15 protein-coding genes are annotated in these 18597 nt (G+C 61.1%); 11 read left to right on the forward strand and 4 right to left on the reverse strand.

What is annotated here, in order from left to right; all coding sequences use genetic code 11:
- Positions 1-629: 629 nt before the first annotated feature.
- The 6 genes from AC1Q61_RS08755 (at position 630) to AC1Q61_RS08780 (ending at position 8427) form a co-directional block, all read left to right on the forward strand.
- Entirely contained in the window at positions 630-788 is a 159-nt protein-coding gene (locus AC1Q61_RS08755; protein WP_003945304.1) for a hypothetical protein, read from the forward strand.
- Positions 789-1240: 452 nt separating this feature from the next.
- On the forward strand, positions 1241-1384 hold the full coding sequence (locus tag AC1Q61_RS08760; protein WP_198531565.1) for a hypothetical protein: 144 nt from the start codon (positions 1241-1243) through the stop codon (positions 1382-1384).
- A 1132-nt stretch (positions 1385-2516) separates the two neighbouring features.
- Positions 2517-7121, forward strand: a complete 4605-nt coding sequence (locus AC1Q61_RS08765; RefSeq protein ID WP_492650888.1) for a DUF5979 domain-containing protein — start codon at positions 2517-2519, stop codon at positions 7119-7121.
- A 127-nt stretch (positions 7122-7248) separates the two neighbouring features.
- Positions 7249-7392, forward strand: a complete 144-nt coding sequence (locus AC1Q61_RS08770; protein WP_167398201.1) for a hypothetical protein — start codon at positions 7249-7251, stop codon at positions 7390-7392.
- A gap of 66 nt (positions 7393-7458) precedes the next feature.
- Positions 7459-8274, forward strand: a complete 816-nt coding sequence (locus AC1Q61_RS08775) for a class E sortase (RefSeq protein ID WP_042923869.1) — start codon at positions 7459-7461, stop codon at positions 8272-8274.
- A complete protein-coding gene (locus tag AC1Q61_RS08780; RefSeq protein WP_003945315.1) occupies positions 8275-8427 on the forward strand; it encodes a hypothetical protein in 153 nt (50 codons plus the stop codon).
- Positions 8428-8638: 211 nt separating this feature from the next.
- Here the strand turns inward: AC1Q61_RS08780 and AC1Q61_RS08785 are convergent, their stop codons facing one another.
- Positions 8639-8908 (reverse strand): putative quinol monooxygenase, encoded by a 270-nt coding sequence (locus AC1Q61_RS08785; protein WP_308251902.1) that lies wholly within the window; start codon positions 8906-8908, stop codon positions 8639-8641.
- Between the two features lie 225 nt (positions 8909-9133).
- Here AC1Q61_RS08785 and AC1Q61_RS08790 point away from each other — a divergent pair, with 225 nt between their 5' ends.
- Positions 9134-11311, forward strand: a complete 2178-nt coding sequence (locus AC1Q61_RS08790) for a glutamine synthetase III family protein (RefSeq protein ID WP_003945365.1) — start codon at positions 9134-9136, stop codon at positions 11309-11311.
- Positions 11312-11394: 83 nt separating this feature from the next.
- On the opposite strand, the gene AC1Q61_RS08795 is transcribed toward AC1Q61_RS08790, so the two are convergent.
- Entirely contained in the window at positions 11395-12729 is a 1335-nt protein-coding gene (locus AC1Q61_RS08795) for a glycoside hydrolase family 183 protein (RefSeq protein ID WP_007733338.1), read from the reverse strand.
- Positions 12730-12997: 268 nt separating this feature from the next.
- Here AC1Q61_RS08795 and gdhA point away from each other — a divergent pair, with 268 nt between their 5' ends.
- The 4 genes from gdhA (at position 12998) to AC1Q61_RS08815 (ending at position 17003) form a co-directional block, all read left to right on the forward strand.
- Positions 12998-14341 (forward strand): NADP-specific glutamate dehydrogenase, encoded by a 1344-nt coding sequence (gdhA, locus tag AC1Q61_RS08800; RefSeq protein WP_003945368.1) that lies wholly within the window; start codon positions 12998-13000, stop codon positions 14339-14341.
- Positions 14342-14825: 484 nt separating this feature from the next.
- Positions 14826-16085, forward strand: a complete 1260-nt coding sequence (locus AC1Q61_RS08805; RefSeq protein WP_003945374.1) for a PucR family transcriptional regulator — start codon at positions 14826-14828, stop codon at positions 16083-16085.
- A 363-nt stretch (positions 16086-16448) separates the two neighbouring features.
- Positions 16449-16592, forward strand: a complete 144-nt coding sequence (locus AC1Q61_RS08810) for a hypothetical protein (protein WP_003945326.1) — start codon at positions 16449-16451, stop codon at positions 16590-16592.
- Between the two features lie 243 nt (positions 16593-16835).
- Entirely contained in the window at positions 16836-17003 is a 168-nt protein-coding gene (locus AC1Q61_RS08815; protein ID WP_003945367.1) for a hypothetical protein, read from the forward strand.
- 154 nt (positions 17004-17157) lie between these two features.
- Here the strand turns inward: AC1Q61_RS08815 and AC1Q61_RS08820 are convergent, their stop codons facing one another.
- Both AC1Q61_RS08820 and AC1Q61_RS08825 read right to left on the reverse strand, forming a co-directional pair.
- On the reverse strand, positions 17158-17403 hold the full coding sequence (locus AC1Q61_RS08820) for a hypothetical protein (RefSeq protein ID WP_003945295.1): 246 nt from the start codon (positions 17401-17403) through the stop codon (positions 17158-17160).
- A gap of 13 nt (positions 17404-17416) precedes the next feature.
- Positions 17417-18589 (reverse strand): fatty acid desaturase family protein, encoded by a 1173-nt coding sequence (locus tag AC1Q61_RS08825; protein WP_003945297.1) that lies wholly within the window; start codon positions 18587-18589, stop codon positions 17417-17419.
- Between the last annotated feature and the right edge of the window lie 8 nt (positions 18590-18597).

Consider the following 18597-nt stretch of genomic DNA (forward strand, 5'->3'; position numbering starts at 1 on the left):
GCATTCGGTATTCTTCGAATCGTGGGCCGCTGGTGGAATCTTGGCCGCCGGATTCCCTGCCTTGCTAATCTTCCTATTTTCCGCTGCAGCCATCCGAGCGCGAGGGCAATACGCCGCGTTGGTGATCCTCGTGTCGATACAAGGCCTTTGGGATGTAGTATTTTCACCCTGGGGCTACAACCGCCCAATCCTTTTCGCGACCTCGGCAGTGCTCGCGTGTTGGTCCATCGCGGAGCACCGCCGAGTGAAGAGTAAGCCTCAGCCATATCCTTCGTCGGACGCGGGCCCTAGCCATTTGGTTGGGGATTTCGCACAGAATCCCACGTAGGAGAATCTTGCGTCACCGCGACTCTCCGACATGTCGCCAGTCATGGCACACTGCACGGTCGAAATCGGTCTAGATTGCGGCGCCCGCTGCACCACAGCCCGCCAGTTCGCGAGAGGTGTCTTGTCGGTGCTGTGGTGCACTTAGTTGTGTGGCCGCAGGTTCGAATCCTGCCGGGGGCACCACAAGATTTGCATCACGAATAGTCACGCTGCGTGGATAAAGCGATCTCTCTCCAGACCGATCCGATCCGGACCGAAACCTAGCCCACAAATTGCGTACCGTCCGCAGTAATCTGCCTCGTATGAAGAAGGCGCTTCCAAAGACCCTGAAGTCACTCGCCCGGACCGTTGGAATCCTGGCACTCGCGATCGTCGTGGTATCCGTCGTCGAGCGGTTCACCGGCGCACACCAACCGACGACCGGTCCCGCGTCGTTGACCGGGCCCGACCAATCGTTGTAGCCCTTCCGTTGCGGCAAAGGTCGTCTGACGAAGTTCCGCGACGACGAGTCGGTGGGCAAGAGTCCACCAATGGCGGCTGAGTCGCGTGCAACACACTGCGCGGAGCGGCCCGCGAGTGTCACAGAATCTCTGGGCTCCGGATCCCAGGGCGTAACAGCAACCGGGGCAGTCAAACCTTGCGGGCAGCCGTGGGTGTAGCGCCATTGACACAATCTGCGTCAGAATGGTTGCGCGAGAACTTGATTCGAAGGTCCGATTTCGCGAAGTGTCCAGAGAGCTGCGAAAAGTACCGTCTGTGGGACCTCGCGGCCACTCGGTACGGTTGCTCGGATGTGGCGACTGCGCACCGATCGAACCGGCCGCATCCGCCGTCAGCGACTACGCAACGACCGTCACCATTTGACTCCGGGCATCGAAAGTGCTTGAAAAGTAAGCCATTTCATCGTGCCGAGATGCGCGAGAACGACCTGAACTTGCGAGGTCTCGAGATCTTCGAAGAAGCCTCCGACGTGGCATTTTCCGAGATCCACTCACATCCCAGGCTGTGCCTCATCCGTGCGCACAAGAGCGTCGCCCACAGTCGCTGCGACGCGTGATCAGCTGGACTGACGTAACCGTACCGAAGGCTTTCTACGAAAAGCTGGGCGATTCTTTGTCTCGAAATGCCATGTCGGCCCCCGAAGCATTATCGACAGTTAACTCAGGCCGGAATCCAATCTGCTAAGAAAAACGAATCTAATGTGACCCCTATCTCTGGATCATTTCAGAACAGTGGTTTCGATGACCCGCGACTGAATTCACCCCCTAATTCACCCTCCTCCTATACACAGAAAAATGATTTGCATTTGTGTCGAGCGTGTGTGCACAGATAATTCGCTCCACACCTTGTCGTTCCGACAGCAAATAAGGGGCAGTGAACTGCATAAAGGCTCATTCGGTACAGCAGCGCCGACTCGGCTCGGCCGCTCACCGATTGTCGACAAGGGCCAAGGCAGGCATGCAAACGATGGTCGAGATCGAATTGTGATGAACCAGCCAGTTAACTTGAAAGAAATCAACGGAAGATTGATATACCCAGGTAAGCGCAGTTTTTCTTGCATGGACGCACGTCCATGGTGTGTCCAGCTATGCGATTTGCTCGTGTTAGATTCCTGATTGCGCATCGCCCGGTTTGCGACTTCTGCGTTGTTTGCGCGGAATTTGCATCTTCTCGCGAGCGGCCCCGTGCACATTTCTTTACGTTGTGCCAGAGAAAGGAATTTCATGAAAACCGTCACGGCAGCGAAGCACGCAGCACGAAGACTCCCCCTCGGAGCCATCGCACTGTTGCTATTGCTATCCGGGATGGTGCTCATGCCCGAACTGCAATGAATCGCGCAGGAAAGATCCTCAGCCGCAGCCTTTAGTACCTCGTAGGTCGTCGCGTTAGGTAATACCGGCGGTCGAGTTTTCTTGGAATTTCCTGGCCTACCCAGAGCCGGCCGTCGGTCTGCGCTGGCGCCAGCCAGGTCCGATTACCAACTATTCGGCTCCGCAATAGGTCGCCTGAGAATCACCAACGCTCGCATCCAGGCTCCAGAGCTGCTCAAAGGTCCCGTTTCGCTATTCGACGGCCCCGGAAACGGGGCCTAAATCATGTGTTCTGAACGAAAGGTGTTCGTCATGCGTAACCGTGTCTTCCCACGCCGTGCCGGGGAGGGGGTGGTGTCTCGGTGGGCAGTTTTGGGGATGATCGTTGCGGTCCTGGCGCTGGTCGTATCGTCGTTCTCTTTCGTCCAGGTTGCCTCGGCCGATGACGTCGGGACCTCGACCACCATAGTTCCGACCACAATAGTTCCGACCACACCGAAGCCGCCCGCGACTACGACGGAGGCGCCACTGAAGACGACGGCATCGCCTACTTCCACGTCGGAGTCACCCACTTCTGCGAAACCGCCGATCACGACGGCGTCCTCGTCGACGACTCCTGTGGCGGCGCAGCGACTGGCCGCACGCGGAGTCAATCCCGGCATCGATGTGAAAATCACCGACGTCCAGGTCGAAGGAAAGAACGACCAGCAGATAACGGTCGGGGACTCCGTCACGGTGAAGGGCACTTGGGACGCGTCAAGCGCGAGTCCGCAGCCGGGCGACCAGTTCACCATTGAATTCCCTGGCGAGCTGAAGCTTCAGTCCAACCCGACGATCGCGCTGGAGGGCGACGATGGGACGGTTTGGGGCACATGCGATCTGGCTGCTTCCACCAATCTCATGACCTGCGTGCTCTCCGACGCTGCGGCGGATCGGCCGGACGAGGTGAAGGGCGATTTCTTCGTCTACACGAAGGCAGTCGAGTACACCACGTCAGAGACTGTGGATTTCACGATCAACAACAAGGTCACGCAGGTCGACCTGCCCGGCACGGGCGGCATCACCGACGGCCGCGTAATCGGCGAGTCGACGAAGTCCGGCAAACTCCAGGACAACAAGCAGTCAGTGCGGTGGACCATCGGCATCCCCGGCGCCGATCTGGCCAAGTTGGACACAGGCAACACCGGTTCGGTGACCCTGAGCGACGAGCTCTCCGACAACATGAAGGTGTGTGCGGGCAGCCTGCTCAACGCGAAGCTGTGGTCCGGTCGCCCGGGCGATCTCAAAGAGACCCCTGGCGGCGTCACCGTCACCCAACCCGACGCGGGTGATCAGGTCACCATCAACATCAACAACGGCGGGCCCTTCGAGGGCAGCAAGCTCTACCGCATCGAGTACACCTCATGCACGACCAGCGGCGTGGTGGATCTCAAGGGGACTCAGTACACCAACTCCGTGACGATCGGTGACAACACGGTGGCTTCGGACGGCGTGGGACAGGACTACGCGCCGCAGACCGAGCCCTGGAAGGGCGGCTACCTCGACGGCGGTAAGCGCAATATGGAAGCCGTCTGGACGATTGTGGTTCCGGGCACCGACATTGCCGCCAACAACCACAAGATCGACATCACCGACACCTTCGGCGGCCCCCATGCGGTCTGTGCCTCGGGCGTGCAGGTAGTCATCGAGAAGTCTGACTACCTCCCAGGGCGGGAGAACGAACCCAACTACCGCACTCCTGCCGCAGGATTCACCATTGCTCCCATCGGCGCAGTAGCCGGCGCGAGTACCTTCACCGCGGCGATCACTGTGGATAACCCGGACACATTCAACGAAGAACAGTATTACTACTTCACGTACCGGACCTGCCTGACCACCACCGAGGTGCCGGACTCCGAGGACCATCTCACCAACTCGGCGGTCGTCAACAAGACGTCGATCACGGGAAAGACTGAGGGACCTGGGTTCACGAGCGGCAAGAACGGCGCGATCAACACCACGTCGCAGACGATCGGCGGTGTGGAGCAGCCGGCAGGCACCACCCTCAATTGGACCGTGGAAATCTCCGGACACGATCTCGAGGGCCTTACGGAACCGGCGGTCATCAACGACAGGTTCTCACCGAACATGACGGTGTGTGAAATCGGCGGCGATCTCAAGAGCAACCTCAATCTCAAGGTCGTCGCGCAAGACTTCTTCGACGGCAACAAGAAACGCGATATAACCGACGCCACCTCGGTGGCGCGCGCCGACGGCGGTTTCGATCTCACCCTCCCTCGGGACGCGGACGGTTACAGCCGTCAGACGAAGTACCTCGTCAGCTACACCCTGTGCACCAGCAGCGGCGGACTGGACCAGCGCGACACGGAATACTCCAACACCCTCACCTATGCCGGCAAGCAGACGCTGTCGAAGAGCGTCAAGCAGGAATGGGGCGGCGGCGGCACCGGCCAAGGTGTGTCGCGGGGCTCGTTCTCGCTTCTGAAGGAGATCGCTCCCTTCTCCGAGAAATTCCCGGAAGACACCGAGTTCACTGTGAAAGTCGAGGAGTTCGCCCCCGGGCAAGATCCAGCGACCGACGCCCCGGTGAGCTCCTACGAGATCAAGGTGAAGGCTGACGGGACACCCGTCAGTGGGATCAACCCCCGCGGAACCGGCTGGCAGATCCGCCTGTCCGAGATCAACCTCCCGACCGTTGACGGTGTGTACTTCGAGAGAGGGACGTTCCGCCCGTCGGAGGGTGTGACGCTCAACGGGGACCGCACCGAGGCGCTGGTGACCATCACGCCGAAGAGCAATGTCGGTGTCACACTGCTCAACAAAGCGAGCCTGGGATCGGCGAGGATCACCAAATCCGTCATCGGTGACGGAGCGCGCACGGGGCTCGAGGCTTTCGTCGTCAACGCAGAGATCGCCTTCGGTGACGACGCCGCCGGCAACGAGCTGCGTCAATTCACCCTGAAGGACGGTCAGCACTACGACCTGGGCAAATTGCCCATCGGAGCGAAAGTCACCTTCACCGAGGTTCAACCGACGAACACCGACCTCGTGACGTGGTCGCTGCCGGTGATCAGCCCGAAGACGCTCACCATCGGCACCGACGCGTCGGCGAACACGGTCTCCGTCACCAACGAGGCCACGATCACGCAAGGCACCTTCGAAGTGAGCAAAAAGCTCACGGGCCCGAAGGCTTCCGACAAGGCCGTACCGGCCAGCTTCGACGTGATTGCCACCTGGCTCGATACGGACGACAACCCGCAGAGCAAGACGCTGTCTCTTCCGTCCGACGGCACCCCGGTTCCGTTCGGCGAGAACCTGCCGGGCGGCACCGAAGTCACACTGACAGAGCTGGTTCCGGCAAACGGTGACGGTCTCGCCTATGGCGTGCCCGCATACTCCGGGAATGTCAGGATCAGTCCGGACAACGAGGCCGTGGTGACCATCGGCAAGGATCTGCGCAAGATCGAGGTGTCGAACTTCGTCGACGTCAACGACGGCACTCTGCGCATTGCAAAGCAGGTCGGCGGTGAGGCCGCCGAGGCCGTCGGCGACGACGTGGAGTTTACGGTCGAGGCGCGTTGGCGCGACGGTGTGGAGTACCGCACCCAGGTGCTGAGCGTCAAGCAGGGACAGACCACACCGCTCGGCGTCGACCTCCCTGTCGGCACCGAGGTGACCTTCACCGAGACCGGCCGTCCCGATGTCGACGGAGTCGAGTGGGGCACGATCTCCTGGGGCACCAGCCCGGAAGGCGAATCGTGGCTGCACTCGAACCTCGACGGCACCGCGACGGGCATAGTCTCCGACGACCCGACCGACGGTCGGCTGATCACGCTGTCGAACGAGGCGCTGTGGAAATTCGGATCGGTCGAATTCACGAAGTTCATCCTCGACGCTGACGGCAAGCCCGTCCGCGCACCCGAGGCCGACCTGCCTGACAGCGCGACGTTCGAGGTCCGTATCGACGGGATCGATCCGGCACTCCCCGCTGGAACTGATTTCCCGGCAGTGGGCCAGACCATCACCCTCGATGCCGCAAACGACTGGAGCTGGACGTCCGACGAGGTTGTGCCGCGGAACACCGTGATCACCTTCTCCGAGGTCGACCCCAAGCCACTGGCCGGTATCGACTGGGCGCGGCCGTACTACTACGTCTCCGCGGATGCCGGTGACGCCGATTACCGCGACACCGTCAAGGCGGTGGCCGGTGAGAAGGCTGTGGTGGAGATCCACAACCGCCCGATCCCGACCACCGAGGTGGATATCGACAAGATCGTGACCGGCCCCAAGGGCAGCCAGGTGGCCAAGGACGGATCCACGATCTTCCAGGTCACGGCTACGTGGACGGACATCGACAATGAGGCGCGGTCTTGTGTTCTCGATGTCAAGCCGGGCGCTTCGGTCACTCCGACCGCCCAGTGCGACGCAGCCGTCATCGACGGCCGGGTCCAGTTCCCGCTGAACACCGACATCACTTTCACAGAAACCGGTGCTCACACCGACGTCACCAACGTCAAGTGGGGTGAAGTGATCTGGGGCGTCAAGGAAGGCAAGGCGGATGTCTCGAAGATCGACGGCGAACCGACCGCAACTTCCGTCGAGCTCACCGGCGAAGCAAACAAGTCGGTGGTCCTGGGACTCGAGAACAACACCAGCAGCAATGGGCTGATCATCATCCCGATCCCGATCCCGCTGCCGCCGTGGGAAATCCCGACATGGCCGGGCTCTGAAGTACCCGGAGGACCAGGCACTGACGTGTCGACTCCCGGCAACAACGCTCCCGGCAACAACGGTGGTGGACACAACGGTGCTCCGGGCACACCTGCTCCGGGAAATCCTGCTCAGGCCAAACCGGACCAGTCATCGTCCCTGCCGGTAACCGGCGCGAACGTCATCTGGCTCGCCGGTCTGGCGCTGGCACTGATCGGCGGTGGAGCATGGCTCACCCTGCGTAACCGCAAGCGTGCACCCGGCCAGGAGTAACTCCCAACCAGGAATACCGAAACAGGGCGGGTGCGACATACGCCTGGTCGCACCCGCCCTGTTTCACCGTCACGACGTATTTATCTCGCGGCCGCCCCCGTGGCCCACCCCTCGAAGGAGAAACACCATGTCATTCCTCCCGTTCCCGACCGTCATCGAAGGCATCGAGACCACTGGTTCTGCCGCGATCGACGGCCTCGGTCGCCTGTCCGTCCTCCTTTACGATCTCCTCGGCGGTACCGGAAGCGCCACGATCAACGCGGGCAGCTAGTTCGATACGGCACCAATTCGACCCATCAGCTAGCTCGGTAGATCTGTGAAGAGGAGACCCCGGTCCGTGAGCGATACCGAAGTTCCAGGGCGTCGTCGGCCGGGCGCAGGCCAGGTAATCGGCGAACTGCTCCTCACGGCCGGGGTCGTCATCCTGCTGTTCGTCATCTATGAGGCGTTCTGGACCAATATCGTCTCAGGGCGGCTGCAGGACGAGCTCAACAACAGTCTGGAGGAATCCTGGGCCGAAGTCCCCGAAGCCTCAGGAGCGATCGATGGTCAGCCGGTGTCCCCGCTGATCCCTGTGCTCGGCGAGGGATTCGCGCGCGTGCATTTCCCCACACTCGGCGCCGCGTACGCAATCGTCGAGGGCACACGCAACGAGGACCTGCGGGCCGGCCCCGGCCACTACCCGGACTCGCAGATGCCCGGCGAAGCCGGAAACTTCGCGCTCGCCGGGCACCGCAATGGTTCCGGCGCAGTCTTCCAACACCTGGATCGACTCGATGCATGCGATGCCGTCGTCGTGGAGACCGAGTTCCAATGGATGACGTACCGGTTGCTCCCACTCGACCAGGCCTCGCCCGAACGTCGCGCTGCGGCGAAAGCCTGCTTGAATCCCGAGCAAGCCGATCGTGTTTCCGAAGGCGACTACGTCCATCTCCTCGGGCGGCGCATCACCGTGCCCGGGGATGTTGCGGTCGTCAACCCGCTGCCCGGAAGCCCTTGGGCCGAGCCCGACGCCACGCTGGAAAGTATGTTGACACTGACCACGTGCCATCCGCTCTACTCGAACAGCGAACGCTTGATCGTCCACGCGGTTCTCGTCGAAACAATCTCGAAGACTTCGGGCACCATTCCCGCGGCATTCCAGGAGCAATGAATGTACGGATACCTCTGGGGAGCGCTCCCCGGCCCCCGACCAGTGAAGGCCCTGCTGGCGATCGTTCTCGTGGTCGCGGTGGTGCTGCTACTCATGGAATTCGTATTTCCTTGGGTGTCAGAGCATATGCCCTACTCCGACGTCACCGTATAGAGCGCCCGTGCAGGTCGGCCGACACCTGCACAAAGCCCGGCTGGAGCCCGAAGGTGCTGTCCTACATCGGACTCGACGGATCTACGATGATTCTGGCGTGTCGATGCAAACCAGTTTCCGCGTGTGTCGGAACGGGTCGCCTAGTTGACGCTCGGGGCTCTCCGGAATGGTTGTTCGACGCCTGAGCGAGCACTGAAACCTGACTCCGCCGCTACAGAACCTTCATGAAGATCTGCGCCGGCGCTGCCGTCTCGAGCTTGGCCAGCGCCTCAACCAACCTGACGAAGTGCTCGGTATGGGTATGAGCGTCGAGGTGCTCCTGCGATTCCCATTCTTCCGCCAACACGAGCTCGCAGGGATTGTCGGTGCGCTGCAGTAACTCGTAGTTGATGCAGCCGACCTCTTTTCGGGTCTCGGTGACAAGTTCGTCGTACAACCGAAGCACTTCCGCGAGATCGCCCTGCTCCACCGTGGTTGGCACCAAAACCCTGATCACAAAGACTCTCCGATTCGTCTGACCCGCGTTGACCCCTCCGCTCGAATTCTGCCGTAGACCTCCGACAGATCGACATTTCCGTTGTGACTCGAAGTTTGCGGACAGGCGCAATATCTACGAAACACCCCCGATACCGGAGGTTCGTAGGGTTTGCCGAAGTCGGGCTCGCAATCAGCAGCGCAGCCCTGGGCCCGGGCGAGGGGTAAGCACATGAGTGGAAATGCAGTTCGCTTGCAAGCGATCAAGGACGTCGAGGCCTATACACCTCCGGTGGTCAGCTTCACGACCGACGAGACACCCGGAGAGGTGTTCGGAGCCAACGTCTTCAACAAGGTGGTCATGCAGAAGCGACTGCCCAAGCTTGTCTACAAATCGGTGATGGCGACGATCGAGCAAGGCAAACCGCTCGATCCCATGGTCGCCGACGCGGTCGCATCCGCGATGAAGGACTGGGCGTTGGAGAAAGGCGCAACCCACTACGCTCACGTCTTCTATCCACTGACCGGGTTGACCGCCGAGAAGCACGACAGCTTCCTCGAGCCGGTCGGCGACGGCAGTGCACTGGCGGAGTTCGCCGGCAAAACCTTGATCCAAGGTGAACCCGACGCTTCGAGTTTCCCGAACGGCGGGCTGCGCAACACGTTCGAGGCTCGCGGATACACCGGCTGGGATGTCACGAGCCCGGCCTACGTTCTCGAAAACCCCAACGGCAACACACTGTGTATCCCGACCGTGTTCGTTTCGATGACCGGCGAAGCGCTCGACCACAAGACTCCCCTGCTGCGTTCACAACAGGCAATGGGTTTCCACGCCGAACGAATCCTTAAGTTGTTCGGCCATACCGATCCCGAGCACATCGTGTCGTTCTGCGGACCCGAGCAGGAGTACTTCCTGATCGATCGACACTTCTTCCTCGCCCGCCCCGACCTCCTCAACGCCGGCCGAACACTCTTCGGCGCAAAGCCGCCCAAGGGCCAGGAGTTCGACGACCACTACTTCGGGGCGATCCCGGAACGTGTGCTCGGATTCATGATGGACACCGAGCGGGAACTTTTCAAACTCGGTATCCCCGCCAAGACGCGGCACAACGAGGTTGCGCCCGGCCAGTTCGAAATCGCCCCGATGTTCGAGCGAGGCAACATCGCCGCGGACCACCAGCAGTTGCTGATGACCACTTTCAAGACAATCGCCAAGAAACACGGCATGGAATGTCTGTTCCACGAGAAGCCGTTCGACGGTGTCAACGGCTCCGGCAAGCACGTCAACTTCTCGCTGGGCAACTCCGAACTCGGCAGTTTGCTTGTCCCCGGCGACAATCCGCATGACAACGCCCAGTTCCTCGTATTCTGCGCCGCAGTCATCCGGGCCGTCCACAAATACGCCGGCCTCCTGCGCGCGTCGGTCGCATCGGCAACCAACGATCACCGTCTCGGTGCCAACGAGGCTCCCCCGGCCATCATCTCGATCTTCCTCGGCGATCAGCTGGCCGACGTCTTCGAGCAGATCGCCAAGGGCGCAGCGACATCGTCGAAGGACAAGGGCACCATGATGATCGGAGCCGACACCCTTCCCGTCCTACCGACCGACCCGGGCGACCGCAACCGCACGAGCCCATTTGCCTTCACCGGCAACCGTTTCGAGTTCCGCGCGCCAGGATCGCTGCAAACAGTCAACGGCCCGATGGTCACCATCAACACGATCATGGCCGAGGCCTTGGACTACATGGCCACCGAACTGGAGGCCGCGGTCGCCGACGGCGCCGATTTCGACACCGCCGTCCAGAATCTGCTCACCGAGATCATCACCAACCACGGTGCGGTTGTCTTCAACGGCGACGGGTACTCGGAGAACTGGCAGATCGAGGCCGAGTCTCGCGGCCTGCCGAACCTTCGCACGACGCTGGACGCCCTTCCTGAACTGATCACCGAGTCCTCGATGGAACTCTTCGAGAAGTACAAGGTCTTCAACCACCGGGAGATGCACAGTCGCTACGAGGTCGGACTCGAACAGTACGCACTGAGCATCGGCGTCGAGGCACGCCTGGCCGCCGAAATCGGTACGACGCTGATCCTTCCGGCCGCAGTGCGCCACCAGACGGAAGTTGCGCAGAACTTCGTCGCACTGAAGTCCGCCGGCCTCGAACCGGATTCAGCACCGCTCGAAGAAGTGTCGGCGCCCGTTGCGGCTCTGCGCACAGCGCTCGCGGCCCTGCGCGCAGCAATCGACACCGACGCCGGCGAGTCGCCATTCGATCAGGCCAAGCACGCACAGGACGCACTCCTGCCCGCCATGGCAGAGGTACGTGCAGCGGCCGACTTCCTCGAAACCATCGTCGCCGACGATCACTGGCCACTCCCGACGTATCAGGAAATGCTCTTCATTCTCTGAGCATCACCCGAATATCACTACCCACAGAACTATGGCCTGCAACTCGATCGAGTTGCAGGCCATAGTTGTCGAATCTTGCTCGGCTAGCGGTCTTCCGGCATCGTGACTTCGAGGACGCGAGCCTCACCGGTGGTCGCGGGGTCAGGACGATCGCGCGAATCCGACGACGCCATCTGGAGTCCGTTCAAATCGGTCCGCATGTAGATGACGTTGTAACGGTCCCACGTGGTGGCGACGAATTCGAGGAACTGTCCGCTCGCCCACGGGTGCATGAATCCGCCGTACAACGCGGGCAACGTGATTCCACTCAACAGGGTCTGCGTACCACTCCACGGGCCTTGCGGTTGGTCGGCCTGACGGATCACCAGGTTGCCCTCGGCACTGGTGTACATGGCAACGTACTTGTTCAGGTAGTCGTTCCACTGCACTGCGAGTTCACTGACCGGTGCCTTGATGACCTGAACGGCATCGGTATCTCGCGGACTCCAACCGGAGCCGTCCCAGTATTCGTAGGCGCCGAGGTTTCTGATGTCGGCGCCGGCCACTCGCGCCAGGATCGCCTTACCGAAACGACCTGAGGGAGTTCCGTATTCGTAAATGTAGCCGTCCCGACCGTCGAGGAAGGCGCTCTGCTGGAAGTTGGAATTGATCGGCGATACTGCCGGAATCCCCGGAATGCCAAGTCCTTCGGTATTGGCGCGAACTGTCGCCGGATCGAGTTCCCAGTTCTCACCGTTGTCCGTGGAGAAAGCCAGAGCCGAGTAGTTGGTGGTCCAGGCTCCGGGTTCGTCCCACGACCGAACGGACATGAATCTGATGTACTGCACACCACCGTAAGAGATTCCAGCGGTCGGGATGGTGGTGAACTCACCCGGAATGCCGAATCCCGGAATGATCTCCTTGGAATGATTGGGGCCGTCCAAAGGAGAACTGTCGATCTTCATCCCGTCGGCAATGGCGGTGTCGTTGCTGCGGAACAATACGTTGCTGCGCCAGTCGTCACCCGGGGTGTCGCAGTCGCCCACCGTGTCGCCGAATGCCATCAGCACGTCGTGATCCGGCCCCGAAAGACCGTTGTCCCACATGATTCCGAGGTCGGTACCCGACACGTTGAACCGCTCGATGGTGTTGTTGGGACTGCCTGGGCCAGTGACCATTTCGATCGCCTTGGTCCGGCCGGTCAGCACCGGCAGAGCACCGTTGGGGGCGCCGGTGATCCAAGGCAGCGCGTTGGCGAGGGAGCCGGTACCGGCGGAACCACTGCCGAGCGATCCGGTCAGCGAGCCGAGCGAACCCGTCATCGATCCGGCGGAACCACTTCCTCCCGAACCGCACGGTCCACCGATCGCCGACGCAGACGGTGCTGCGGCAATCGTCGCGGCAATCGTGACGACGCCTATCGACAACATCGCCGACATGGAGTGTTTATTACGCACGTGCAGCCCCTCTGATCATTTCGACTCGTTCGGACCACAGGCACAGTGATCCCCGACCGCAGAAGCAAACCATTTGGACTGTGTTAAGAGAGTGAAAGCTGAGCAAATTGTTATAAATCGCCCGTTCAACTGACACAAGTGACAGCTGTGTCCGATTTCACCTTCACAGGACAGTTGTCCGATACAGCAATAAAGGCGCCTAGTATGTAACGGAAATGTAAAAGAGTTCTCACAACGAGGTAGGTGAGCGGTGTCCGTACGTGACCGCGTAGCGCAGATTTACGATCAGGTTTTGGTTCGCAATGCAGGAGAGCCCGAGTTCCATCAGGCCGCCGCAGAGGTCTTCGAGTCTCTTCACGTAGTGCTCGAACGCCACCCCCGCTACGCCGACGCCGGACTCATCGAGCGGCTCTGCGAGCCGGAACGCCAGATCATCTTCCGCGTGCCGTGGACCGACGACCAGGGCAACGTTCACGTCAACCGTGGCTTCCGCGTTCAGTACAACAGTGCACTCGGCCCCTACAAGGGCGGCCTGCGCTTCCACCCCAGCGTCAACCTGGGCATCGTGAAGTTCCTCGGCTTCGAGCAGATCTTCAAGAACTCACTGACCGGCCTGCCCATCGGCGGCGGCAAGGGTGGCTCGGACTTCGATCCCAAGGGCCGCTCCGACGCAGAGGTCATGCGCTTCTGTCAGTCCTTCATGACCGAACTGCAGCGTCACATCGGTGAATACACCGACGTTCCGGCCGGCGACATCGGCGTCGGCGGTCGCGAGATCGGCTACCTGTTCGGTCAGTACAAGCGGCTGACCAACACGTACGAGTCGGGCGTCCTCACCGGCAAGGGCATCACCTGGGGCGGATCACAGGTTCGCACCGAGGCCACCGGCTACGGCGTCGCGTACTTCGTCGCCGAAATGCTCAAGGCAAAGGGTGAAGGCCTCGAAGGCAAGAACGTCGTGATCTCCGGATCCGGCAATGTCGCCATCTACGCAATCCAGAAGATCCACCAGCTCGGCGGCGTCGCGATCGCCTGCTCGGATTCCTCGGGATACATCGTGGACAAGAAGGGCATCGATCTCGACCTCCTCAAGGAGATCAAGGAAGTTCGCCGCGGCCGCATCAGCGAGTACGCCGACGCAGTTCCGCATGCCGAGTTCATCGCCGACGGTTCCATCTGGGACGTGCCGTGCGACGTCGCACTCCCCTGCGCGACTCAGAACGAGCTCGACGAAGATGCCGCAAAGACCTTGATCGCCAACGGCGTTCAGGCCGTTGCCGAAGGCGCGAACATGCCCACCACCCCCGGTGGCATCCAGCTCTTCCGTGACGCGAACGTAGCCTTCGCACCCGGCAAGGCGGCCAACGCCGGTGGCGTTGCAACCTCCGCTCTCGAAATGCAGCAGAATGCTTCGCGTGATTCCTGGAGCTTCGAGTACACCGACGAGCGTCTCGCCGGAATCATGCGCGGCATCCACAAGCGCACCATCAACACCGCTGCCGAGTACGGAAAGCCCGGCGACTACGTGCACGGCGCGAACATTGCCGGCTTCGTGAAGGTGGCCGACGCCATGATTTCACTGGGCGTCATCTAGAGATTTCCGCACCACAGACAGCAGTACAAAAAGGGTGATTTCACCCTGAACCGGTTCCCGTACATCGGACTGGTCGAATCAATACCTAGGCCTCGAGGGCCCTGGGTCCGCGAGGACCCAGGGCCCTCGAGCTTGCTCCGAGCAAATCGCCCGCGACGAGCACCGTAGGCGCGGCAATGATCCCAGACGGAACTCGTGGTGTCCTCCGAAACCGTTTTCCGCTCTGACGTCGAAAAACACCGTAAGTGGACGATTGTTTAGGTCCGCAGCGCGTGGGGCATATGGACTTATCTTCACATTTGTCCATTTCACAGTTGGACGATCGTTCATGTGGTAGAAATCACAACGCCTGGCGCAATTCGATCCGCAAATTTCAGCGGCGAGTATGCCCCCGAACAAGGCCTCAGCGTGTACCCCGCTTCGTAACGCGCCGAGCCTCCGGGTGCCTGTGCCAGGCGACGCACCTGTCTAGAGGAGGCCACCCATGTCCCCAGCGCTGCTGAACAACCCGGGACCGCTCATGTTGGGAGGCAAGCCCGCCTCCACAGCGGTCAACGACGTCATCCCACTGGCAAGCGATCTCGTAGATCACCTGTCCCGTGCCAACCCGACGTTGACTTCCCTCCAAACGGAGGCAGTACGTCGGGAACTGATTGCGGTGATCGTGCAGGGGCTCCAAGTGGGGATCCAGCTATTGGATCACCGCAAACTTCCCACCGACCAAGAGTTGGACGGCATTCACACGATGACCGTCCAACAAGCATTGAAAGGCGTGCCACTCAGCGCGATCCTCAACTTGACCAACGAGGGCATCAGCACTTTTCGCACCCTCATCCTCAGCCGGGCCGACGCCGAGGACTCCGCCAATCTCGGGGATCTCAACGAGTTCTTGTTCGCACTTGCGCAGCGGCTTCACTCGTTCATCTCGATCAGCTATCTTTCGGCTCTTCCTGCCGGTTCCCAACTCGGGGAATACTCCGCCGGCGCTCTCGTGAAAGCCATGCTGGACGGCGACGATCCCACCCAGCTTGCGTTGCAGATGGGCGTTGAACTCGCACCCCGCTATCTCGTCCTGCGGCTCCTGGTGAACCTGCCGCCCATCCGCCCGGGAGCACGCAACGGCAACCACCAGCGCATACAGGCCTACCGTGACCTCTCCGTCGCTCAATCGAAAATCGCGGCCCACTTCGGGTCGGCGCTGCTCGAAGCTCCTGCACCGCAACGTGGTCTGGTCCTGATCGAGGGCACACCCGACTGGGGAACAGTGTGCGAGGTCATCCAACGCGCACGCGCAACGGTCGGGGTGGAGATCACAGCAATCGCCGAGAACGCCGCGGTACGAGATATCGCCGCCGCCCAAGCAACCACTCACGAATTGGCGCAACTCGTGCGGCGCCTGAGACTGCCGGCGCGGTCCTACCGAATGGAAGACCTCGCGCTCGAGTATCAACTCACTCGGGGTGGCGCAGGCCGCGACAGCTTGATCAATCTTCTCAAGCCACTCGACGGCAATCCGGAACTGCTGCAGACATTGTCCATACATCTCGCCAACGGCCAGCATCGTCAGCGCACCGCGTCGGCGCTCGGCCTGCACACCAACACCGTCGACAATCGAATCAAGCGCATCGCAACCCTGACCGGATTGGATCCGGCCCTGCCCTCTGAACTGCTCAAACTGCGCGCTGCCATGATCTCGCTGACCTTCGCAAGCACTGATGTGGACAATCGTCCAGCGAAAATGTGAACACTCACATCCTCGCTATTAGCTGTCCACGTGTGGCGCCTGGACCCCACTTTTCCGCTCCGAACCGGGCTATAAAAGTGTGGTGCGAATCACCGCGCAAACCAGTAACAATTAAGGGGAAACACATGATCAACGGCCAGGATAACGCTCTCCTCGGTGCCTTCTTCGACACCATCCTGCAGCTCTTCAACGCGGGCAGCACCGGCACGGGCTCGACGGATGGCGGCGGCGTCTCCTAGGACGAATCTCGGGCCCTGTGCGAGAGAATCTCTCGCACAGGGCCCGCTCCAAGCCGCCTGACACTGTGATGGCGGTGACCACGGTGACCACCACGTCGCCACCGCTGAAACCAGGAGCAAGCACATGATCGCCGCACCAACCACAGGCGCTTTGGCCGTCGTTTTGAACACCGTCCTACAGATGTTCAACGCCGGCAGCAGTTTCCTCTACACCGACAACTCTCCGATTGGCGGCGGCGGCGAAACTCCCACGACGCCTGCTCCCTGATCGACTTACCCGCTCGCATCACACAGTCGCGGCACAGACAGGAACCACCGTGATAAACCAGCACACCCTGGGCAGCCTGGTCATCGACTTCGGCTCACTCTCCCGAGCACTCGGCTTCGGCAACGGCTCCATCGTGTCGCTCGGCAGCACCGGAAGTGGCTGAAACAGCCCGCCTGACCACGTCGACGATCCCGTCGCCGCTCACCTTCTCACCACATCTCGAAACAGAAAGCAGGTCCCCCTGTGCCTACAATTCCGCTCACCGGCGACCCCATCGTCATCAACATCATCGTCCAGCTACTGAGCGCGGGCAGCAGCAATGCACTCGCACTGGGCGGAGTCGGTAGCAGCGGTCTCGGTAGCACCGGGCTCGGCAGCTTCGACTCGGCGAGCCTCGGCAGCGCTGCTTAGGACCTCACTTGTGATCGGCGTTCGATCCGCGTCTTCGGCCGCCGAGGCAGTCCACGAAACCCGCGTTGCCCTCCGTCATCTGTGACGGAGGGCAACGCGGTCGTTCAGGCGAGACGGCTCGCGGTTACGCGATCAGGCCGTCCGCCGCGGTGAATCAACGCCAGTCTTCAGGTGGATCGCTGTCGTCGTGCTCGATGGTCACGGACTCCGAACGATCGTCAGCTGCAGCCTTTTTCGCTGCTTCACGCATCTCGATTCCGTCGGACACCCAGTCGCCGATCTCGCGCGTCACGTCTCGAACGGCCCCGGCGATGATCATCGCGATCGAGCCCACGTGGTTGGCTGCACTTTCGGTCAGTTCCTGGACCGTGTCCTTGCGGCGTTCGAATTTCCCGACCATCAGTGTGTGCCTCTCAGGCTGCAGTTCGCTGGCGCTCGACGATAACACCGGGAGGGGTCGTCGACTTGACCAAACCGGGCGGAAGAGCGAGCTTGAAGATCTTGCCCCATACCGAACCGATCTGCTTGAAGAACCCACCGGTGTTGTACGGCAAACCGTACTTCCCGCACAATTCTTTCACCTGGGGAGCGAGTTCCGGATAACGATGCGCAGGCAGGTCCGGGAACAGGTGGTGCTCGATCTGGTGCGAGAGGTTGCCGGACATGATGTGGAAGAGCGGGCTTCCCTCGATGTTGGCGCTGCCGAGCATCTGACGCACGTACCACTGCCCGCGAGTCTCGTCGGCCGTCTCGTCCTCGGTGAAACTCTGGACACCGGTGGGGAAATGGCCACAGAAGATGATCGAGTACGTCCACACGTTCCGGACCAGGTTGGCGGTGACATTCCCCGCGAGAGTGGTCACGAACAGCGGCCCCGTGAGAACCGGGAAGATGACGTAGTCCTTGAGGACTTGCTTGCCCGCCTTGTTCCACCAGCCCTTCAGGAGCGGCTTGACGTCGTGCCACTTGCGTTTGCCCTGGATGACGTTCTCGATCTCGAGATCGTGCATCATCACGCCCCACTCGAAGAGCACCATCAAGGCGAAGGCCCAGACCGGATTACCGAGGTAATAGGGGTTCCACTTCTGCGCGTCGTCGATACGCAGGATGCCGTATCCGATGTCACGGTCTTTGCCGAGAATATTGGTGTACGTGTGATGCATGTAGTTGTGCGAGTGACGCCACTGGTCGGCCGGGCACACCGTATCCCATTCGAAGACTTCGGAATTGAGCCCTGGTTCACGCATCCAGTCGTACTGACCGTGCATGACGTTGTGGCCGATCTCCATGTTGTCGAGGATCTTGGACACGCTCAATGCACCGACTGCCGCGAGCCACACCGGAGGCAGGAAGCCGAGGTACATCAAGCCGCGACCTGCGACCTCGAACCCGCGCTGAGCCTTGATGATCTTGTAGATGTACTCCCGATCCTCCGCTCCGAGCGAGGCGACGGTGCGATCGCGCAATGCGTCCAACTCGCGGCCGATCTCCTCGACCTGCTCGTACGTCAGGACGACGGGAGCGTCGTCCTTCGCATCGGAACCGTTGCCGAGGAACGGGAGGGTGGGAAGTGAAAGTCCAAACATGTCGGTCT

This window comes from Rhodococcus sp. MPR-R1B (genome assembly GCF_058793255.1).